The following is a 15,614-nucleotide window of genomic DNA, read 5'->3' on the forward strand; positions in this document are numbered from 1 at the left end:
ACAAAGTCGCCGGCTCGGCGTCACACGGTCGTGGCGAGCGCGTCGCCGATCATCGCCTCGCCCAGCCCGGTGCGGTCCGCGCGCGGTCGGCGAGTCCCGCCATGCGCAAGTCGTTGAACAGGACCACCAAGGCGGCGACGCCTTCCGCAGACAGCGGGATCACAAGCGGCAGAGACGCGAAGAGTGAAGAGAACATGCCCGCCGGACAACCCGCGGAGTAGCGGGGAGTTTTTCCGGAACTGGACACTGTAGCTGCCGTTGGGGTCATAAAGCGACCCGACAGGAGAGACAGATGCCGGCCGAATATTCCCGCCGCGCGGTCTTGGGCCAGATTGCGCTGGGCGGTGCGCTAGCCACCGCTGGACCGGCCGGCCACGCCTTCGCCGCCTTGGACGACCGGCCGTGGTTCTTCCTGACCGATAACGAGGCCCGCTGGCTGGCGGCGATCGTCGACGTCTTCATTCCCGCGGACGAGTACCCCTCGGCGACGCAGGCGGGGGTGGTCGACTACATAGATTTCCAGATGGCCACCCATTACGGCAAGGGAGCGCGGCTGTATCTGCAGGAGCCGTTTTCCCAAGGCGCGCCGGAGCAGGGCTACCAGGCACCTTGTCCGCCGGCCGAGTTGCTGCGCCGTGGAATCGCCGCGGCGCTGGCCGAGGGCGACGTGACCGCGCAGGACGCGGCCGGCCGCGAACGTTACGTGCAGGCGATGTCGGAAGCGCAGGGCAACATCGACGACAGCGACGTGCCTGTCGGCACGTTCTTCACCGAACTTCTGAGCCTGACCAACGAGGGCTGCTTCGCCGACCCGATCTACATGGGCAACAACGCCTATGCCGGCTGGGAAATGGTCGGCTTCCCTGGTGCGCACGCCTATTACCTGTCCTTCGTCGACAAGCACAATCGCCCCTTCGACAAGCCTCCGATGGGCATCGCGCATGGCGAATACCCCCACACATTCCCGCGCATCGTCGGAGGGAGCTGATCCATGGCACCCACCACGCTTCCCAGGACCGACGTGCTGATCATCGGCGGTGGCTGGACCGGTCTGACCGCCGCCTACGAGTTGGCCCATGCCGGGCAGCGCTGCGTCATCCTCGAACGCGGCGAGCATCGTCACGACGCCACCAGCTTCGCCGGCCCCGAGGAACACGACGAGATGAAATACGCGATCCGTCACCACCACATGGTGGACGTGACGAAGGAAACGCTGACCTTCCGCAACGACCGCGGACAGCAGGCGCTGCCGATGCGGCGGCTGGGCTCTTTCCTGCCGGGATCGGGCCTGGGCGGCGCGGGCATCCACTGGAACGGCCAACTCTGGCGGGCGCTGCCCAGCGATCTCGAGATGCGCACGCATTACGAGAACCGCTACGGCAGCCAATTCATTCCCGAAGACCTCAGCGTGCAGGACTGGGGTGTCACCTACGACGAACTCGAGCCGCACTACGACTTCTTCGAACAGATCTGCGGCGCTGCGGGCTATGCCGGCAACCTGCAGGGCGAGCGGCGCGATGGCGGCAATGTCTTCGAAGGACCGCGCAGCCAAGACTATCCCAATCCGGCGATGAAGCAGCCGATCTCGAACACGCTGTTCGGCCGCTCCGCCGAAAGCATGGGACTGCACCCGTTCCCAATACCCTCGGCCAACGTCACCCGCGAATACGAAAACCCCTACGGGGCCAAGCTGCACCCGTGCACCTATTGCGGCTTCTGCGAACGCTTCGGCTGCGGCTACTTCGCCAAGGCCGACCCCATCATCTGCGTCTACGACCGCGTCAAGGAGCACGAGAACTTCGAGATCCGGTTCGAGTCGCAGGTGCTGCGCATCGAGAAGTCCGAGGACGGGCAGACCGCGACGGGTGCGCTATACCTCGGGCCCGATGGGCGGGAATACTTCCAGCCCGCCGACACGATCTGCATGAACGCCTACGCGCTGTGGAACGTGCACCTGATGCTGGTCTCGGGCCTAGGCAAGCCTTACGATCCCAAGACGCGCACCGGCGTGGTGGGGCGGAACTATGCCTACCAGACCATCGCCTCGGTCGACGCGTTCTTCGACGACAGCGTCATCACCAACCCGTTCATGGGTGCCGGCGCGCTGGGCGTGGTGGTCGACGACTACAACGGCGACAATTTCGACCATTCCGACCTGGGCTTCGTCGGCGGCGGCTACATCGCTTGCAAGCAGTATCACGGCCGCCCGATCGGTTATCAGCCAGTCCCCGAGGGCACGCCGCGCTGGGGCCTCGAATGGAAGCGCGCCGTGCGCGAGAACTACGGCCACCACGGCGACATCGTCGTCCACGGCTCGAGCATGCCGACGCCCGAGAACTACCTCGACCTCGACCCGACATGGACCGACGCCTTCGGGCGGCCGCTGCTGCGGATGACGTTCAACTTTCCCGACAACGACCGGCGTATGTCCGATTACGTGATGCACCGCGCCGTCGAGATCGCCGAGAACATGGAGCACGTCCGATCGGTCAAGTCGACGAACCTGGCGGCGGTGGGCAGCAACTACAACATCGTGCCCTACCAGACCACGCACAACACCGGCGGCGCGGTGATCGGCACCGATCCGGCCACCAGCGCGGTCAACCGCTACGGCCAGATGTGGGACCACCACAACGTCTTCGTCTTCGGCGCGTGCCTGTTCCCGCAGAACCTTGGCTACAACCCCACCGGGCCGCTGATGGGGCTGGCCTACTGGACGCTTCATCACATGAAGAACGACTATCTTCCGAACCCTCGCCCCCTGATGGATGCCTGATGCAGGAGTTGCGCGCATGACACCCCTGAGCAAGATCACCGCCGTCGTGGTGCTGACGGTCGGCTCTTTCGCCGCGGTGTCGGCGGGTGCGCAGGACTACTCCGAGACGCCGGGGATCGACGCGCTGGTGGCGAACCTCGACAGCGAGCGGGCGCTGTTCAACGCACGGGTCGAGGCGCCGGTGGACGACGACCTGCTGGAGGCCGGGCGCCTCGTGGCCATGGGCGGGGCCGAGTTTGGGGGCTCGGGCATGGCCTGCTTCACCTGCCACGGTGCGAACGGCCGCGGCGACGGGTCGGCGGCCTTCCCGCGGCTGGCTGGCCTGCCCGGATGGTACATGTACAAACAGCTGATGGACTACGCCTCGGGCACGCGGCCGAACCAGATCATGACCGGCATCGCCCAGAAGCTGACGGAACGCGAGATGGAGGCCGTAGCGACCTACTACGCCGCCATCGACGCGCCGTTCCGCGACGTGACCTCGGACATCGCGCCGGATGTGCTGCAATGGGGCGGGATGCTGGGTGCGGTGGGCTCGGCCGAGAAGGGCATCCCGGCCTGCGTGAACTGCCACGGGCCGTCCGGCACCGGGAACCCGCCGTCGGTGCCATACCTGGCGGGCCAGTATGCGACCTATATGGAGCACCAGTTGATGCTCTGGCGCGAGGGTACGCGCGACAACGATCCGATGAACGTGATGTCGGCGATCGCGGACAAGATGAGCGACGAGGACATGCGCGCAGTCAGCGAATACTATGCCCGGGTCCGCGCGCAGGAGGACATCGAGGACGCTGCGGATCTTGGCCCCACCGGGCTGGCGCCCGAGATCGAGCCGCTGGCCGAGACGCTCGACGTCGAAGCGGACTGAGTATGCGGCTGACCGGCATATTGGTCGCGCTTCTGCTCGCCGCGGCCGCCATGGCCTGGTCGGCCATGCCGCCGGGCGATGACCGCGCGCGGGCGCTGTGGAACCCGGTCAGCGAGACTGTGGCCGGGACGGCGGCCTGGCGCCGCGACGCCGGTGACGGCCGGACCGACTTCGACGCCGCGCGCCGCCAGGTGCTGCACGGTGATCCCGCGCGCGGGGCGAACCTGATGGTCCAGCACGGCTGTGGCGCCTGCCACATCATTCCCGGCATCCGCAGCGCGCAGGGCACCGTCGGGCCGTCGCTGCGCGGCTTCGCCTCGCGCGCCTACATCGCCGGCATCCTGCCCAACGAGCCTGGCGACCTGACCCGCTGGCTGTTGAACCCGCCCGCCTATGCGCCGCGCACCGCCATGCCCGCGCTGGGCCTGACCGTGGACGAGGCGCGCGACATGGCCGCCTACCTGCTGAACCGGCGGGGGACCTGATGGAGCCGTTCGAAACCGCGACCCTTGGCGACTTCGGGGCGCAGTCCACGCTGGATCCGGCGGGGCAAGGCGCGGCAGCGATCCTGCCGCTGACCTGGGGCATGACCATCGCCTTTGGCGTCGTCTTCGTGCTGGTGATGGCGCTGGTGTGGTTCGCCTGGACGCGCAGCGGCGGGCGCACCTGGTGGATCGTCGGCGGCGGCGTAGTGCTGCCGCTGGTGTCGATCCTGATCCTGATGGTGTTCTCGATCTCGACGCTGCAGGCGATCACCCGCGCGCACCCGGACTCGCTAGTGATCGACGTCACCGGTCACCAGTTCTGGTGGGACGTGGTCTACGATCCCGAGGGCCTTGCCATGCGCGACGCCAACGAGATCGTACTGCCGAAGGGCCGGCCGGTCACGCTGCGGCTGATGTCCGAAGACGTGATCCATTCCTTTTGGGTGCCGTCCATCGCCGGTAAGATGGACATGATCCCCGGCCGCTCCAACACGCTGACGGTGACCGCGACCGAGACCGGGCGTTTCCGCGGCCAATGCGCCGAGTTCTGCGGCCTGTCCCACCCGCTGATGGCATTCGAGGTGGTCGTGCTGGAGCCCGAGGACTTCCTGCGCTGGTTCGACGACACGATGGGCGAGGCAGAGGATGCTGCGCAGACGCAGCTCGTGCAGGGGCGCGAGGTGTTCGAGACCGCCGGCTGTCCCGCCTGCCACGAGGTGCGCGGCGTGGCCGAGGGCGGCGTGCTGGGCCCCGACCTGACCCGCGTTGGCGGCCGCGCGACGCTGGGCGCCGGCATGTGGCGCATGAACAAGGGCAACCTCGCGGGCTGGATCGCCGACGTGCAGGACATGAAGCCGGGTGCCAACATGCCGTCGTTTAACCACCTCAGCGGCCCAGAGTTGCGCGCCTTGACGGCCTGGCTGGCGAGTCTGAAATGACCGACACCACCTCCGACACCACGCTGGACCGGATCAACCCCGCCGAGCACGGCGGTGCCCGCAAGGGCGAGCCGTCGAAGAGCTTCGAGGAGATCTGGGACAGGCCGCGCGGCTGGCGCTACTGGTCCTCGGTCAGCCACCGGGTGGTGGGCAAGCGGTTCCTCGTCACCGGCTTCTGCTTCTTCCTGATCGCGGGTTTCCTTGCGCTGCTGGTGCGCACGCAGCTGATCGTGCCTGACAACACGTTCCTCGACGCCGAGACCTTCAACCAGGTCTTCACGATGCACGGAACGATCATGATGTTCCTGTTCGCGATCCCGATGCTCGAGGGGTTCGGTGTCTACCTGATCCCGCTGATGGTGGGCGCGCGCGACCTGGTGTTCCCGCGGCTTGGCGCCTTCGGGTACTATTGCTACCTGTACGGTGGGCTGATGGTGCTGTCGTCGTTCCTGTTCGACGCAGCACCGGACGGCGGCTGGTTCATGTACGTGCCGCTGTCGACGTCGGACTTCACGCCCGGCCTCTCGGCGGACTTCTGGCTGATCGGCATCACGCTGGCCGAGATCGCAAGCGTCACCGCCGCGGTCGAGATCATCGCCTCGATCCTGTGTTCGCGCGCGCCGGGGATGAGCCTGACTCGGATGCCCATCCTCATGTGGTACCTGTTGGTAACCGCGTTCATGATCGCGATCGCGTTCCCGCCGCTCATCATCGGCTCGATCCTGCTGGAATCCCAGCGCCTGCTGGGCCTGCCGTTTTTCGACCCTGCACTGGGGGGTGACCCGCTGCTGTGGCAGCACCTGTTCTGGCTGTTCGGCCACCCGGAGGTCTACATCATCTTCTTGCCCGCCGCCGGCATGGTCGCCACGATGCTGCCCACCTTCGTGGGCAAGCCGTTGTTCGGCTACGGCTTCGCCGTGGCGGCGGTGGTGAGCATGGGGTTCCTGAGCTTCGGTCTCTGGGCGCACCACATGTTCACCACCGGCCTGCCGGTCATGTCGCTGTCGCTGTTCTCGGCGGCCTCGACGATGGTGGCGGTGCCGACGGGCGTGCAGATATTCTGCTTCATCGCGACGCTGGCGCAGGGCAAGCCCCGGTTGACGGTACCGATGCTGTTCGTGCTTGGCTTCCTGTTTATCTTCGTGCTGGGCGGGCTGACGGGCGTCATGCTGGCCAGCGTGCCGTTCAACTTCCAGGCGCACGACAGCTATTTTGTCGTGGCGCACCTGCATTACGTGCTGATCGGCGGCTTCGTCTTCCCGATGTTCGGCGCACTCTACTACTGGATGCCGCACCTTACGGGCCGGATGCTGTCCGAGCGCATCGGCAAGTGGGTGTTCTGGCTGATGTTCGCGGGCTTCAACCTCGCGTTCTTCATGATGCACCTGACGGGCCTGCGTGGCATGCCACGCCGCATCGCCACCTATCCCGAGGGGCTGGGCTGGGACCGGCTGAACTTGCTGTCCTCGATCGGGGCGTACATCCTGGCGGCGGGTGTGGCGCTGTTCGTATGGGACTTCGTCCGCCATTTCCGCCAAGGGCTGCGCGCGCCGCTCAATCCGTGGGGAGCAGGCACGCTGGAATGGCTCTATCAGCCGGTGACGCCCGGCTACAATTTCCGCGCCATCCCCGAGGTTCGCTCGCGCGAGCCGCTGTGGGACCAGCCGGAGTTGAGTGATCGGCCCGCCCACGACGTCGCCGGCGCCCTGCGTGCCTGCCCAGACCACCGCCGCGAGACCATCGGCAGCGATCCGGTCAGCGGCGAGCCGATCCAGATCCTGCGCCTGCCGCACCCCACATGGATGCCGCTGATCAGCGCCTCCGGCGTGGCGCTGGGGTTCGGCGCGACGCTGGCGTCGTTCTACTGGCTGACGGTCGCGGGCTTCGCGACCGCGCTGGCGGGCATCACCGCCTGGACGCGGGAGCCGTCCGACAGCGGTGTGACCCGCGATACGGGACTTGGCGGCCTGCGCCTGGCGGTCAACGCGGTGGACCGGCGCGGGCACCTGCACGTGTCGATCGTGGGCACGATGGTGATCTCGTTCGCGCTGTTCGCCTCTCTGCTGTTCGGAGGGCTTTTCCTGTGGAACGTGCAGCCGGAATTCGCCGACCGCGTGGCCGAGCCCGTGGCCGCGTGGACCATCGCTGCGCTGTGCGGTGGCGGAGTGGTCGCCGTCTTCGGCTGGCTTGCCTTGCGGACGGGCGCGCGCGGGGCACTGCGGGCGGCGGCCTTGGTCGACGGGGTGCTGGTCTTGGCCGCATCGACGACGGGCGCGCTGATGGGTTCCGCGCTGTGGCCGGTGGATCCGTGGGCCAGCGCCTTCGGCGCGACCGGCTGGGCACTGGGCGTCTTCGTCACGGTGCACCTGGCCGTCATCGCGTGGTGGGCGCTGATCAACGCGCTGCGCAAGATCGTGGGCGCGGTCGAGCCGGGTCAAACGCTGCCAGACCTGCTGCTGAACGCTGTGTGCAAAGCGACCGGCGCGATGGTCGTGATCACCGCGATCTGTTTTCTTGTGGTGGCGTCATGATACGGATGGCGTTGCATGTCGCGCGCCCGGTGATCCTGTGGGCGATCCACTTTACCGCGATCTACGCGCTGATTTCGGCGGCGTGCGCGCCGCGCGCGTTGCTCGAGCCCGACGTGGCGCGCGCGACCGCCGCGCTTGTGACGCTGGTGACGGGAGTGCTGATGCTGGTCTGGCTGGTGATCGCCGGGCGGGTCGGCGGCCGGCTGAACCCGGACGAGCCGAGCCGGACACTTGCGCAGGCCGCGTGGTGGACGAACGTCATCATGCTGATCGCAATCGTCGCGAACCTCTGGCCCATCGCCGTGATGGGCAGTTGCACAGGATAGGAGGCGCTCATGGACCCTTACATCCCCTTCTGCGGGACCCCGCCGGTTCCGGCCGAGCTGTGGACGCGCTGGACGCTGGACCAGGGGCTGCTGCTGGGGCTGGCGGTCGCGCTGATCTTCGGAATGCGGTTCGCGCGGGACCGGCACCTGATGGCGCTGGGGTGGGCTCTGGTGGCGCTGCTGTTCGTGTCGCCGCTATGCGCGGCGTCGATGGCGCTGTTCTCGGCGCGGGTGGCGCAGCACGTCCTGCTGACGCTGGGCGCCGCGCCCGTCATCGCCGCCGCGCTGCCCCGCCTGCGCCTCCCGGCGCTGCCGGTGGCGGGCTTGTTCGCCGTGCTGTTCTGGGGCTGGCACGCGCCGGCGCCCTATGCCGCGACGCTGCAATCGGATCTGACCTACTGGGCGATGCATCTCAGCCTGACCGGCTCTGCCATCGCGCTGTTCGCGGCGCTGCGCGGGGCGCCGGAAAGCGGCCTCGCCGCCGCAGCGTCGACCTCGCTGCAGCTGACCCTTTATGCGGTGCTGGTGACGCTCGCGCCGGAGCCCTGGCATGCATGGCACGAGATTCACGCCGCGGCCTTCGGCATTACTGCGCGGGCCGACCAGCAACTGGCCGGGGCGCTGATGTGGGTTGCCGGCGGCGCGGCATTCATGGCGGTGATGGGCTGGTTCGCCTGGACCTTCCTGCGCGACGACCGATCCCGCGCGGAACCTGCAGGCTGACGCCCCCCTCATTCTAACTTTCGAAAGGAGTCCATGACGTGAAAGAGCGACAAGCGGACACCCCCCCCTACCTGCGGATCGTCGCGCTGACACTGGTGGCGATCCTTGCGATCCTTCTGGGCAGCGTGCTGCGCAGCATGGCGAATGTCGCCATTCCGGTGGTCATGGCCATCTTCGTGACGCTGGCGATCCTGCCGCTGGACCGTCGCGTCGCGGCGCAGATGCCGGGCCCGTTGCGCTGGCTGAGTCGCGCGGTCGTCATGATCGTGCTGCTGATCTGCATCGGGCTGTTCGTCGGCGGGTTGGTCTATTGCATCCAGCGCATTGCGGCGCAGGTGCCGGAACTGACCGAACAACTCGGAAGCATTCTTCCCGAACCGGACGAGCCCGGCCCGGCCGGCCTGTGGCAGGACCTGCGCGACCTGATCGACGCGCAAAGCGGTTCGCTCAGTTCAACGATGCTGGAAGAGGCGGCAAATATCGCCCAGGCGACCGTCAACGCAATGGGCCTCATGCTGACAGGCATCGTCCTCGTGCTGTTCCTCGTCCTGCTGGCCGTGAGCGAGGGAGATCTGTGGCGCAGCAAGGTTGCGGAGATCGCGACGGGACCCCGCGCGGGCGGCTGGTTCGGCGTGTTCGAGACCCTGGGCGCCACGCTGCGCCAGTTCATCCTCGTGCGGACGGTCCTCGGGGTCGTGACCGCGGCGCTCTATTCCGCGTGGCTCTGGTTCTTCGGGATCGAGCTGTTGCTGGTCTGGGCGCTGCTGACCTTCCTGCTGAACTTCATTCCCAACCTAGGCTCCCTTCTGTCGGGCCTGCTGCCCACCTTCTACGCGCTGCTGACGATGGACTTGGGCACGGCCGCGGTGATCGCTGCGGGGCTGCTGGTGATCGAGCAGGTGATGGGCAACTGGGTCGACCCCAGGATGCAGGGCCGGCGCGTGTCGCTGTCTCCGCTCGTCATCCTGATCGCCGTCCTGTTCTGGAGCGCCTTATGGGGCGTGGCGGGCGCGTTCCTTGCCACGCCGATGACCCTGAGCGTCATGGTGATCGCCAACAACATCCCCGGCATCCGGTCGGTTGCGCTTCTGCTGTCGAACGAATGCACGTTCGACGATCTAGACGAGGCGCTGGATTTCCACGAGCCTGATGGCTAGAATCCCAGCAGAAGCAGCACCGAATAAAGCAGAGCACCGCCCGCGAAGGCGCCGAAGCGGCTCTGGCGCTGTTTCGGCAGTTCTTCCTTGATGACGGTCAGCACGGTCGCGCCTGCCAGCAGCGCGAAGAACACGGCGACCGCGGCCTCGGGCAATTCGACGAAGGCACCCACCAGAACGCCGGTCGCCACCGATCCCGCCAGCGTCAGTCGCCCGCCACCGGCATGGCGGGCGCCGTGCCGCTCGGCCAGCGCGCGGTCGTTGATGATCAGGTGCAGCGAAAGCGCGAAGGCGTAGAAGAGCAGGCCCGCCAACGGCTCTTCGCGCGCCTGGGCGTCCAGTAGGTAGCCCACGACGACGTTGTAGCCGGCGTAGGACGTAAGGTGCAGGCGAAAGGCCGCGTCATCGTCGGAGGTGCGGCGGATATGGGCCTCGATCCCGTAGAAGCCGACGAACCCAGCGAGCGCGGCAACGTAAAGCCCCGCATGCAACTCGGTGTCGCGGCTGAAATGGCCAAGCTCGGGCAGGAGGTGGACGAAGACATAGGCGATCGACACGCCGCCCGCCGTCGACAGCCACAGGCTGCGCGGCGTGCGGTCGAGCCAGTCCATCCGGCTGGCCAGAAGGTGCACCAGCACGAAGCCGGCACCGAGTGTGAAGACCAGGATCTGCTCAGTCATCCGGTTTCCTGAACGTCCAGACAAGAAGCTGGCCCAGGCCGCCGATCAACATCAGGAAGGCGCCGAAGATGAACGACCAGACGCACGGGTTCTGCCATTCGATCGGGTGGTCCAGCCACGGCGGCACGAACTGTGCAGGCGCGGAAGGAATGCCACGCTGCCCAGCAAGGACAGGACATTGCCGCATAGGCAATCCCAGATGCAGCCAGCCATAATCCTGCACGAGCGTCTTGATCGGGTTCGGCATTAAGGTCGGGTCGGCTCCGGTTTCTGGTTCTTGCTTCGCAAAGGTAACACGCCGCCCGAGAGGGGCGGCGCGCTGTCGGCCGATCACCTTCGTCGTGCGGCGCCAAGGCTGGCACAAACGCTGTCCAGCTAGAAGAGCGCGATCACGATCAGCAGGACCAATAGCGCCACCGCGATCCAGATCATCGGCTTGACGCGCGAGCGGTTGTCCCGCTCAACCTTGTCCTGCGGCAGCGGTGTCGGCCGGTCCGAGGCGCCGGCGTCACCGGGACCGGCGCGCCGCTCGTTCTCAGCGATCTCGTCGCGCCGGTGCGCAGCCTCGGCGGCAGGCACCGGATCTGCGGGTGCGCCCGGATCCGGCACGCCCGATCGCAATGCGGCGCCCGAAGGCGACACGGCCGAGCCGGCCTCGGCATCGGCCTCGAGCGCTGCGGCCGCGGGCTCATCGCGGCGCCGCCGCTCGTGCTCGGCGCGTACGCGCTCGGTTTCGGGGTTTGCCGCGGGGTCATTGCCCGCCTCGTGTTCCGTTTCCTTCGCCGGCACGGCGCGGTCCTTGTTCTGGCTGTGGTCGGACATGGGGTCCTCCTGTTGCGGGCGGTCGGTCTATACGCGTCAACGGCCGTTCAACGTAGGGGTTCCCCCAGAGCAGGCGCGGTGGAACCGCCCGAAGCGGCGGCGCGTTCCCCGCACACCGACCCTTCGAAACCAACGGAGACTTCCGATGTCGCCAATGTTCAATTCCGGACGCGTGAGTGCGGCCGTGGTCGCGGTTGCGCTGTCACTGACCGCGATCGAGGCCCCTGCACAGGACGCGACTCGCGCCGCCCCCGCCGACTTCACCGCGATGGTCGAGGAGAAGCTGCCCGCCGTGGTCGGCATTCTGTCCACCGGCCCCGCGCCGGGGGGCCGGGCCGGCCCTATGCCCGAACTGCCGCCGGGCCTGCCGCCGGGTTTCGGCGATTTCTTCGGCGACCAGATGCCGCGGCAGCGGCAGGGGCCGATGCGCAGCCAGGGGTCCGGTTTCATCATCTCGGCCGACGGCTACGTGGTGACCAACAACCACGTCATCGCCGACGCCGAGCAGATCCAGGTTGTTCTGGACGATGCCCGCGAATACGAAGCCGAACTGATCGGGACCGACCCGGCGACCGACATCGCGTTGCTCAAGGTCGAGGCGGAAGAAGATCTGCCCACCGTGGAATGGGGCTCGTCGGACGATCTCAAGATCGGGCAATGGGTGGTCGCCATCGGCAACCCGTTCGGACTGGGCGGCACGGTAACGGCAGGGATCGTGTCGGCGCGGTCGCGCGACATCAACGCGGGTCCGTACGACGATTTCATCCAGACCGATGCGGCCATCAACTCGGGTAATTCGGGCGGTCCGCTGTTCAACGCGCCGGGCGAGGTGGTCGGCGTGAACACCGCGATCTTCTCTCCCTCGGGCGGCAACGTGGGCATCGGCTTCGCCGTGCCGTCGGCCGTGGCGCAGCGCATCGTCGAAGACCTGCGCGAGGACGGCAGCGTCGAGCGCGGTTGGCTGGGCGTGCAGATCCAGGGCATCGATGACGCCTTGGCCGAGGCGCTTGATCTGGCCGACACCAGCGGTGTTCTGGTTTCGGACGTCACCGCGGGCGGTCCGGCCGCCGAGGCCGGCCTGCAGGCGGGCGACGTGATCCTTTCGGTCGCGGGGCAGGATGTCTCGAACCCGCGTGAGTTGACCTTTGCGGTGGCCGATCTGCCTGTCGGTGAACCCGCGACGGTCACGTATCTGCGCGAAGGAGAGCGGCAGCAGGCCGAGGTCACCCTGGGGGAACGCCCCGACATGGGCATGGACGCGGAGCCTTCTGCGCCCGAACAGGATGCGCTGCCCGACGGACCGACGATCGGCGTGTCGATCCAGCCCGTGACGCCCCAGCTGCGCGCGGAACTTGGTCTTCCGTCCGATCTCGAAGGTCTGGCCGTCGCATCGGTGGACCCCGAAAGCCCGGCCGCCGAGGCCGGCCTGCGCGCGGGCGACGTGATCGTTCAGGCCGCGGGGCAGCCGGTGCCCGACGTTGGCGCGCTTCGCGAGGCCGCCGCCGCCGCGGAAGAGGCAGGCGAGCCCCTGCTGCTTCGGATCTACCGCGACGGCGGGTACATGTTCCGCGCGGTTTCGTTCGCGGAAGACAGCGCGGATTAAACGACCCCTTCCGGATGCTGCAAAGAAAAAGCCCCGGTCCTTGGCTGACGCATTCCGCGGCGTGGGGCGTAAATCAGAAAACCCGCCGGATATTTTCCGGCGGGTCTTGTCGTTTTTAAAGTCTTACCGCTTGGTTGGACTCTGTTGCACAAATCCTGTGAGGGATTCATCTCGTGAATCCAGCATGATAGCTGGGTCGCATGAGTAGACCGACACCCCCAACGTACAAGACCAGGAACTGGCCGGCCTAAAACGAAGCGCGGAAGCGCCGGGGCTCGCTGACGATCTGGTTCGACCCCGAGATGAACTGGGATGCCGTGCCGACAGGCAGGCGTGGCCGCCAGCGGATCTACAGCGACGCCGCCATTCAGACGTGCCTTTCAATGAAAGTGCTGTTCGGCATGGCGCTCCGCCAAACGACCGGCTTCGTGGGGAGCCTGTTGCCGCTGGTCGGCCTCGACTGGTCGGTGCCCGACTTCAGCACGCTGAGCCGCCGCCAGAAGACGCTGGCCGTGAACGTCCCCTACCGTGGGTCGAAGGGTCCGCTGCACCTGCTGATCGATAGCACCGGGATCAAGGTCGAGGAAGGCGAGTGGCACGCGCGCAAGCACGGCGGTCCCAAACGGCGGGTTTGGCGCAAGATCCACCTCGGGATTGACTGGGAAACACTGGAGGTTCGCGCCGTAGAGATCACTGGGAGCCACATCGGCGATGCACCGGTCTTGCCCGATCTGCTCAGCCAGATCCCCGCCGATGAAGAGATCGCCAGCGTCACGGCAGATGGCGCCTATGATACCCGCAAGTGCCACGACGCAATCGCCGACCGTAGCGCCCACGCTGTCATCCCGCCACAGAAGAATGCCAGGCCGTGGCACACCGTCACCGCCGGTGCCGCCGCGCGAAATGAAGTCCTACGGGCCTCCAAATACCTCGGCCGAGCCTTGTGGCGACGGTGGAGCGGGTACCACCGCCGGAGCCGCGTCGAGACGAAGATGCATTGTGTGAAGCTGCTGGGGCAGCGCCTCATGGCGCGGGACTTCGACCGACAGGTCGCGGAGTTCCAGATCCGCATCGCCGTCCTCAACGGCTACACAGCGCTCGGCATACCCGTCACGGAAGCTGTGGGATAATTCCTTCCGGGGAAAGGGGAACCTCGGCCATCACCCGACTTGTGAAACAGAGCCCCCCACAGCACGGACTGCGTCAGTCCTTGATCGGGGCGTTTTCGTATCAGCTAGCCGTAATCGGCGCCGTTCCGGCAAGCAGCCGCCGCATCCGGGTGTTCGGGTCAGTTTCCGCTGGTCAAAACGACGGGCACGCCTTAATCCATTCTGGATGTTCACGCTCAGGTTGCACAGCCTGCCTACGCCAGAGGACCCGCCCGCCGCGGCGGGCCAAAGCACCCGTGCGCGGGCGAGGGAGCCGCGCGGTAGCACCTGCCGCTACGACAGTCGGCCTGCCACTATTTACAGTGCCGTCATCCGCGAGGAATATGAATCCTCTGAGCACCAAGCGCGCCTGAAGAGAGGGATGAGGAAGGCCTTGAATATCATCGGCATCGATGCGCCTTCGGAGAGGGGGGCGAGGCCGGTGGTCACGGCGGATGTCGCCGCGATCGAATTGCGTGGCAGGCAGCTCGCGATGTCGGACCGCGACTGCGAAAAAGCTCGGGATGTCGGAAGGTCGCGCAACATGCAAGGCGCGATCGGGAACCTTGGTCGCGACGCGGCGATACCGGCAAACGAGAACGGTGAAAGTGACAGGGGTAGGGTTGGATGAGGAACGTGGGAACGACTTCAGTGCTGATCCTCGACGACGAGGTGATCGTGGCTCTGGATCTGGCGCAAACGGTCGAGGATGCGGGCTTCTCCGTCAGCGGCCCGTTTCATGCGGCCGCACCTGCCTTGCAGGCGATCGAGCAGGCTCCGCCGCGGGCGGCGATCCTCGACGTCAATCTCGGGGGGCAGAAGACCAGCCGCGACGTGGCGGCGCTGCTGAGCGACATGGACGTGCCGTTCATCTTCCTGACGGGCTACGACGTGTCGGGATCAGACGTGCTCGAAGCGTTCCCCGCGGTCGAACGCGTATCCAAGCCGGTCGACATGGTCGGGCTGATCGGTTGGGTGCAAAAGACGGTTGTACGCTGATCGGGGGTGGCCCCGGCCGCATGCGCAGCCGGGGCAGGCAAGGGTTCAACCGGCCTTCGCGTTCGCGCCGATGAACCAGGCGTCCTTGTCGACGGCGCGGCTCACCTCGGTGAAGAGGTCAGCGGTGTCATCGTCGCCAGCGTCCTCGGCGGTTTCGGCAGCTTCGCGCACGGCCCCGCCCAGAACCATGAATCGCTCTTTCAGCGCCTGCACGTGGTCCTCGAGCTCGCTGATCTCGACGGGGTAGGCGTCGATCTCGGCCCTGTCGGACACGACCTCGACGGTGCCCTTGGCAAAGCCGCCAAGGATCACCGCACGCTCGGCCATCAGGTCGGCGCTGTCACGCAGCCGGTTGGCGACGTCGTCCAGCAGTTCGTGCACGCCGATGAAGCCCTGGCCCTTGAGGTTCCAGTGCGCCTGCTTCACCGCCAGCGTCACCGCGATCGTGTCCACCAAGCGCGCGTTCAGCAGATCGATCATCTTGGTGCGGACATCTTGATTGAGATTGCCTGCGAAATTCGTCGGCATTGAAAGCTCCTTTGGTTTCAGTCCGGAAGG

Annotated in this window: 16 protein-coding genes and 1 pseudogene; 13 read left to right on the top strand and 4 right to left on the bottom strand. The window is 66.8% G+C overall.

Going from position 1 to position 15,614, the window contains the following annotated elements:
* Positions 1 to 292 precede the first annotated feature (292 nt).
* Genes BLW27_RS09585 through BLW27_RS09625 form a run of 9 tightly spaced genes read left to right on the top strand, consistent with a single transcriptional unit; the run spans position 293 to position 9,804 of the window.
* Positions 293 to 988 carry a gluconate 2-dehydrogenase subunit 3 family protein gene (locus BLW27_RS09585; protein ID WP_089882624.1) on the top strand — a complete coding sequence of 232 codons (696 nt, stop codon included), beginning with the start codon at positions 293 to 295 and terminating at the stop codon, positions 986 to 988.
* Between the two features lie 3 nt (positions 989 to 991).
* Entirely contained in the window at positions 992 to 2,776 is a 1,785-nt protein-coding gene (locus BLW27_RS09590) for a GMC family oxidoreductase (protein WP_089882626.1), read from the top strand.
* A 16-nt stretch (positions 2,777 to 2,792) separates the two neighbouring features.
* On the top strand, positions 2,793 to 3,644 hold the full coding sequence (locus BLW27_RS09595; RefSeq protein ID WP_089882628.1) for a c-type cytochrome: 852 nt from the start codon (positions 2,793 to 2,795) through the stop codon (positions 3,642 to 3,644).
* A 2-nt stretch (positions 3,645 to 3,646) separates the two neighbouring features.
* Complete coding sequence (locus tag BLW27_RS09600; protein ID WP_089882630.1) at positions 3,647 to 4,129, top strand: c-type cytochrome; 483 nt, start codon at positions 3,647 to 3,649, stop codon at positions 4,127 to 4,129.
* Complete coding sequence (coxB, locus tag BLW27_RS09605; RefSeq protein WP_089882633.1) at positions 4,129 to 5,067, top strand: cytochrome c oxidase subunit II; 939 nt, start codon at positions 4,129 to 4,131, stop codon at positions 5,065 to 5,067. Before BLW27_RS09600 ends, coxB begins: the two co-directional genes overlap by 1 nt.
* On the top strand, positions 5,064 to 7,598 hold the full coding sequence (gene ctaD / locus BLW27_RS09610) for a cytochrome c oxidase subunit I (protein ID WP_089882635.1): 2,535 nt from the start codon (positions 5,064 to 5,066) through the stop codon (positions 7,596 to 7,598). Before coxB ends, ctaD begins: the two co-directional genes overlap by 4 nt.
* A complete protein-coding gene (locus BLW27_RS09615; RefSeq protein ID WP_089882638.1) occupies positions 7,595 to 7,924 on the top strand; it encodes a hypothetical protein in 330 nt (109 codons plus the stop codon). The genes ctaD and BLW27_RS09615 overlap by 4 nt, the downstream gene beginning before the upstream one ends.
* A 9-nt stretch (positions 7,925 to 7,933) precedes the next feature.
* The gene (locus BLW27_RS09620; protein WP_089882640.1) at positions 7,934 to 8,647 is read left to right on the top strand and encodes a cytochrome c oxidase assembly protein; all 714 of its coding nucleotides are present in this window, start codon (positions 7,934 to 7,936) and stop codon (positions 8,645 to 8,647) included.
* A 38-nt stretch (positions 8,648 to 8,685) separates the two neighbouring features.
* Positions 8,686 to 9,804 carry an AI-2E family transporter gene (locus tag BLW27_RS09625; RefSeq protein ID WP_089882642.1) on the top strand — a complete coding sequence of 373 codons (1,119 nt, stop codon included), beginning with the start codon at positions 8,686 to 8,688 and terminating at the stop codon, positions 9,802 to 9,804.
* Here the strand turns inward: BLW27_RS09625 and BLW27_RS09630 are convergent.
* From BLW27_RS09630 to BLW27_RS09640, 3 genes are read right to left on the bottom strand one after another with little or no spacing between them, the layout of a single operon-like run.
* Positions 9,801 to 10,484, bottom strand: coding sequence for a hypothetical protein (locus BLW27_RS09630; RefSeq protein ID WP_089882644.1), 684 nt, complete (start codon positions 10,482 to 10,484; stop codon positions 9,801 to 9,803). The genes BLW27_RS09625 and BLW27_RS09630 overlap by 4 nt on opposite strands.
* Positions 10,477 to 10,818 carry a hypothetical protein gene (locus BLW27_RS09635; RefSeq protein WP_218141098.1) on the bottom strand — a complete coding sequence of 114 codons (342 nt, stop codon included), beginning with the start codon at positions 10,816 to 10,818 and terminating at the stop codon, positions 10,477 to 10,479. The genes BLW27_RS09630 and BLW27_RS09635 overlap by 8 nt, the downstream gene beginning before the upstream one ends.
* Before the next feature lie 41 nt (positions 10,819 to 10,859).
* Positions 10,860 to 11,306 (bottom strand): hypothetical protein, encoded by a 447-nt coding sequence (locus tag BLW27_RS09640; protein WP_089882648.1) that lies wholly within the window; start codon positions 11,304 to 11,306, stop codon positions 10,860 to 10,862.
* Positions 11,307 to 11,451: 145 nt separating this feature from the next.
* Here BLW27_RS09640 and BLW27_RS09645 point away from each other — a divergent pair, with 145 nt between their 5' ends.
* The 4 genes and pseudogenes from BLW27_RS09645 (at position 11,452) to BLW27_RS09660 (ending at position 15,056) form a co-directional block, all read left to right on the top strand.
* Positions 11,452 to 12,909, top strand: coding sequence for a DegQ family serine endoprotease (locus BLW27_RS09645; RefSeq protein ID WP_089882650.1), 1,458 nt, complete (start codon positions 11,452 to 11,454; stop codon positions 12,907 to 12,909).
* A 200-nt stretch (positions 12,910 to 13,109) separates the two neighbouring features.
* Positions 13,110 to 14,039: pseudogene (locus BLW27_RS09650) on the top strand (IS5 family transposase).
* A 412-nt stretch (positions 14,040 to 14,451) separates the two neighbouring features.
* Positions 14,452 to 14,688 carry a hypothetical protein gene (locus tag BLW27_RS20690; RefSeq protein WP_143042239.1) on the top strand — a complete coding sequence of 79 codons (237 nt, stop codon included), beginning with the start codon at positions 14,452 to 14,454 and terminating at the stop codon, positions 14,686 to 14,688.
* 20 nt (positions 14,689 to 14,708) lie between these two features.
* Positions 14,709 to 15,056, top strand: coding sequence for a response regulator (locus BLW27_RS09660; protein WP_177177865.1), 348 nt, complete (start codon positions 14,709 to 14,711; stop codon positions 15,054 to 15,056).
* A gap of 45 nt (positions 15,057 to 15,101) precedes the next feature.
* Here BLW27_RS09660 and dps read toward each other — a convergent pair whose 3' ends face one another.
* Positions 15,102 to 15,584 (bottom strand): DNA starvation/stationary phase protection protein Dps, encoded by a 483-nt coding sequence (gene dps, locus BLW27_RS09665; protein WP_089882657.1) that lies wholly within the window; start codon positions 15,582 to 15,584, stop codon positions 15,102 to 15,104.
* Positions 15,585 to 15,614: the final 30 nt, after the last annotated feature.

This window comes from Citreimonas salinaria (genome assembly GCF_900107235.1).
Taxonomy (GTDB): domain Bacteria; phylum Pseudomonadota; class Alphaproteobacteria; order Rhodobacterales; family Rhodobacteraceae; genus Citreimonas; species Citreimonas salinaria.

Bases quoted from the DNA above. Each gene is read 5' to 3' on its own strand.
- ctaD (WP_089882635.1), top strand. From the start codon at position 5,064: ATGACCGACACCACCTCCGACACCACGCTGGACCGGATCAACCCCGCC.
- BLW27_RS09615 (WP_089882638.1), top strand. From the start codon at position 7,595: ATGATACGGATGGCGTTGCATGTCGCGCGCCCGGTGATCCTGTGGGCG.
- BLW27_RS09630 (WP_089882644.1), bottom strand. From the start codon at position 10,484: ATGACTGAGCAGATCCTGGTCTTCACACTCGGTGCCGGCTTCGTGCTG.
- BLW27_RS09595 (WP_089882628.1), top strand. From the start codon at position 2,793: ATGACACCCCTGAGCAAGATCACCGCCGTCGTGGTGCTGACGGTCGGC.
- coxB (WP_089882633.1), top strand. From the start codon at position 4,129: ATGGAGCCGTTCGAAACCGCGACCCTTGGCGACTTCGGGGCGCAGTCC.
- BLW27_RS09590 (WP_089882626.1), top strand. From the start codon at position 992: ATGGCACCCACCACGCTTCCCAGGACCGACGTGCTGATCATCGGCGGT.
- BLW27_RS09585 (WP_089882624.1), top strand. From the start codon at position 293: ATGCCGGCCGAATATTCCCGCCGCGCGGTCTTGGGCCAGATTGCGCTG.
- BLW27_RS09640 (WP_089882648.1), bottom strand. From the start codon at position 11,306: ATGTCCGACCACAGCCAGAACAAGGACCGCGCCGTGCCGGCGAAGGAA.
- BLW27_RS09645 (WP_089882650.1), top strand. From the start codon at position 11,452: ATGTCGCCAATGTTCAATTCCGGACGCGTGAGTGCGGCCGTGGTCGCG.
- BLW27_RS09620 (WP_089882640.1), top strand. From the start codon at position 7,934: ATGGACCCTTACATCCCCTTCTGCGGGACCCCGCCGGTTCCGGCCGAG.
- BLW27_RS09600 (WP_089882630.1), top strand. From the start codon at position 3,647: ATGCGGCTGACCGGCATATTGGTCGCGCTTCTGCTCGCCGCGGCCGCC.
- dps (WP_089882657.1), bottom strand. From the start codon at position 15,584: ATGCCGACGAATTTCGCAGGCAATCTCAATCAAGATGTCCGCACCAAG.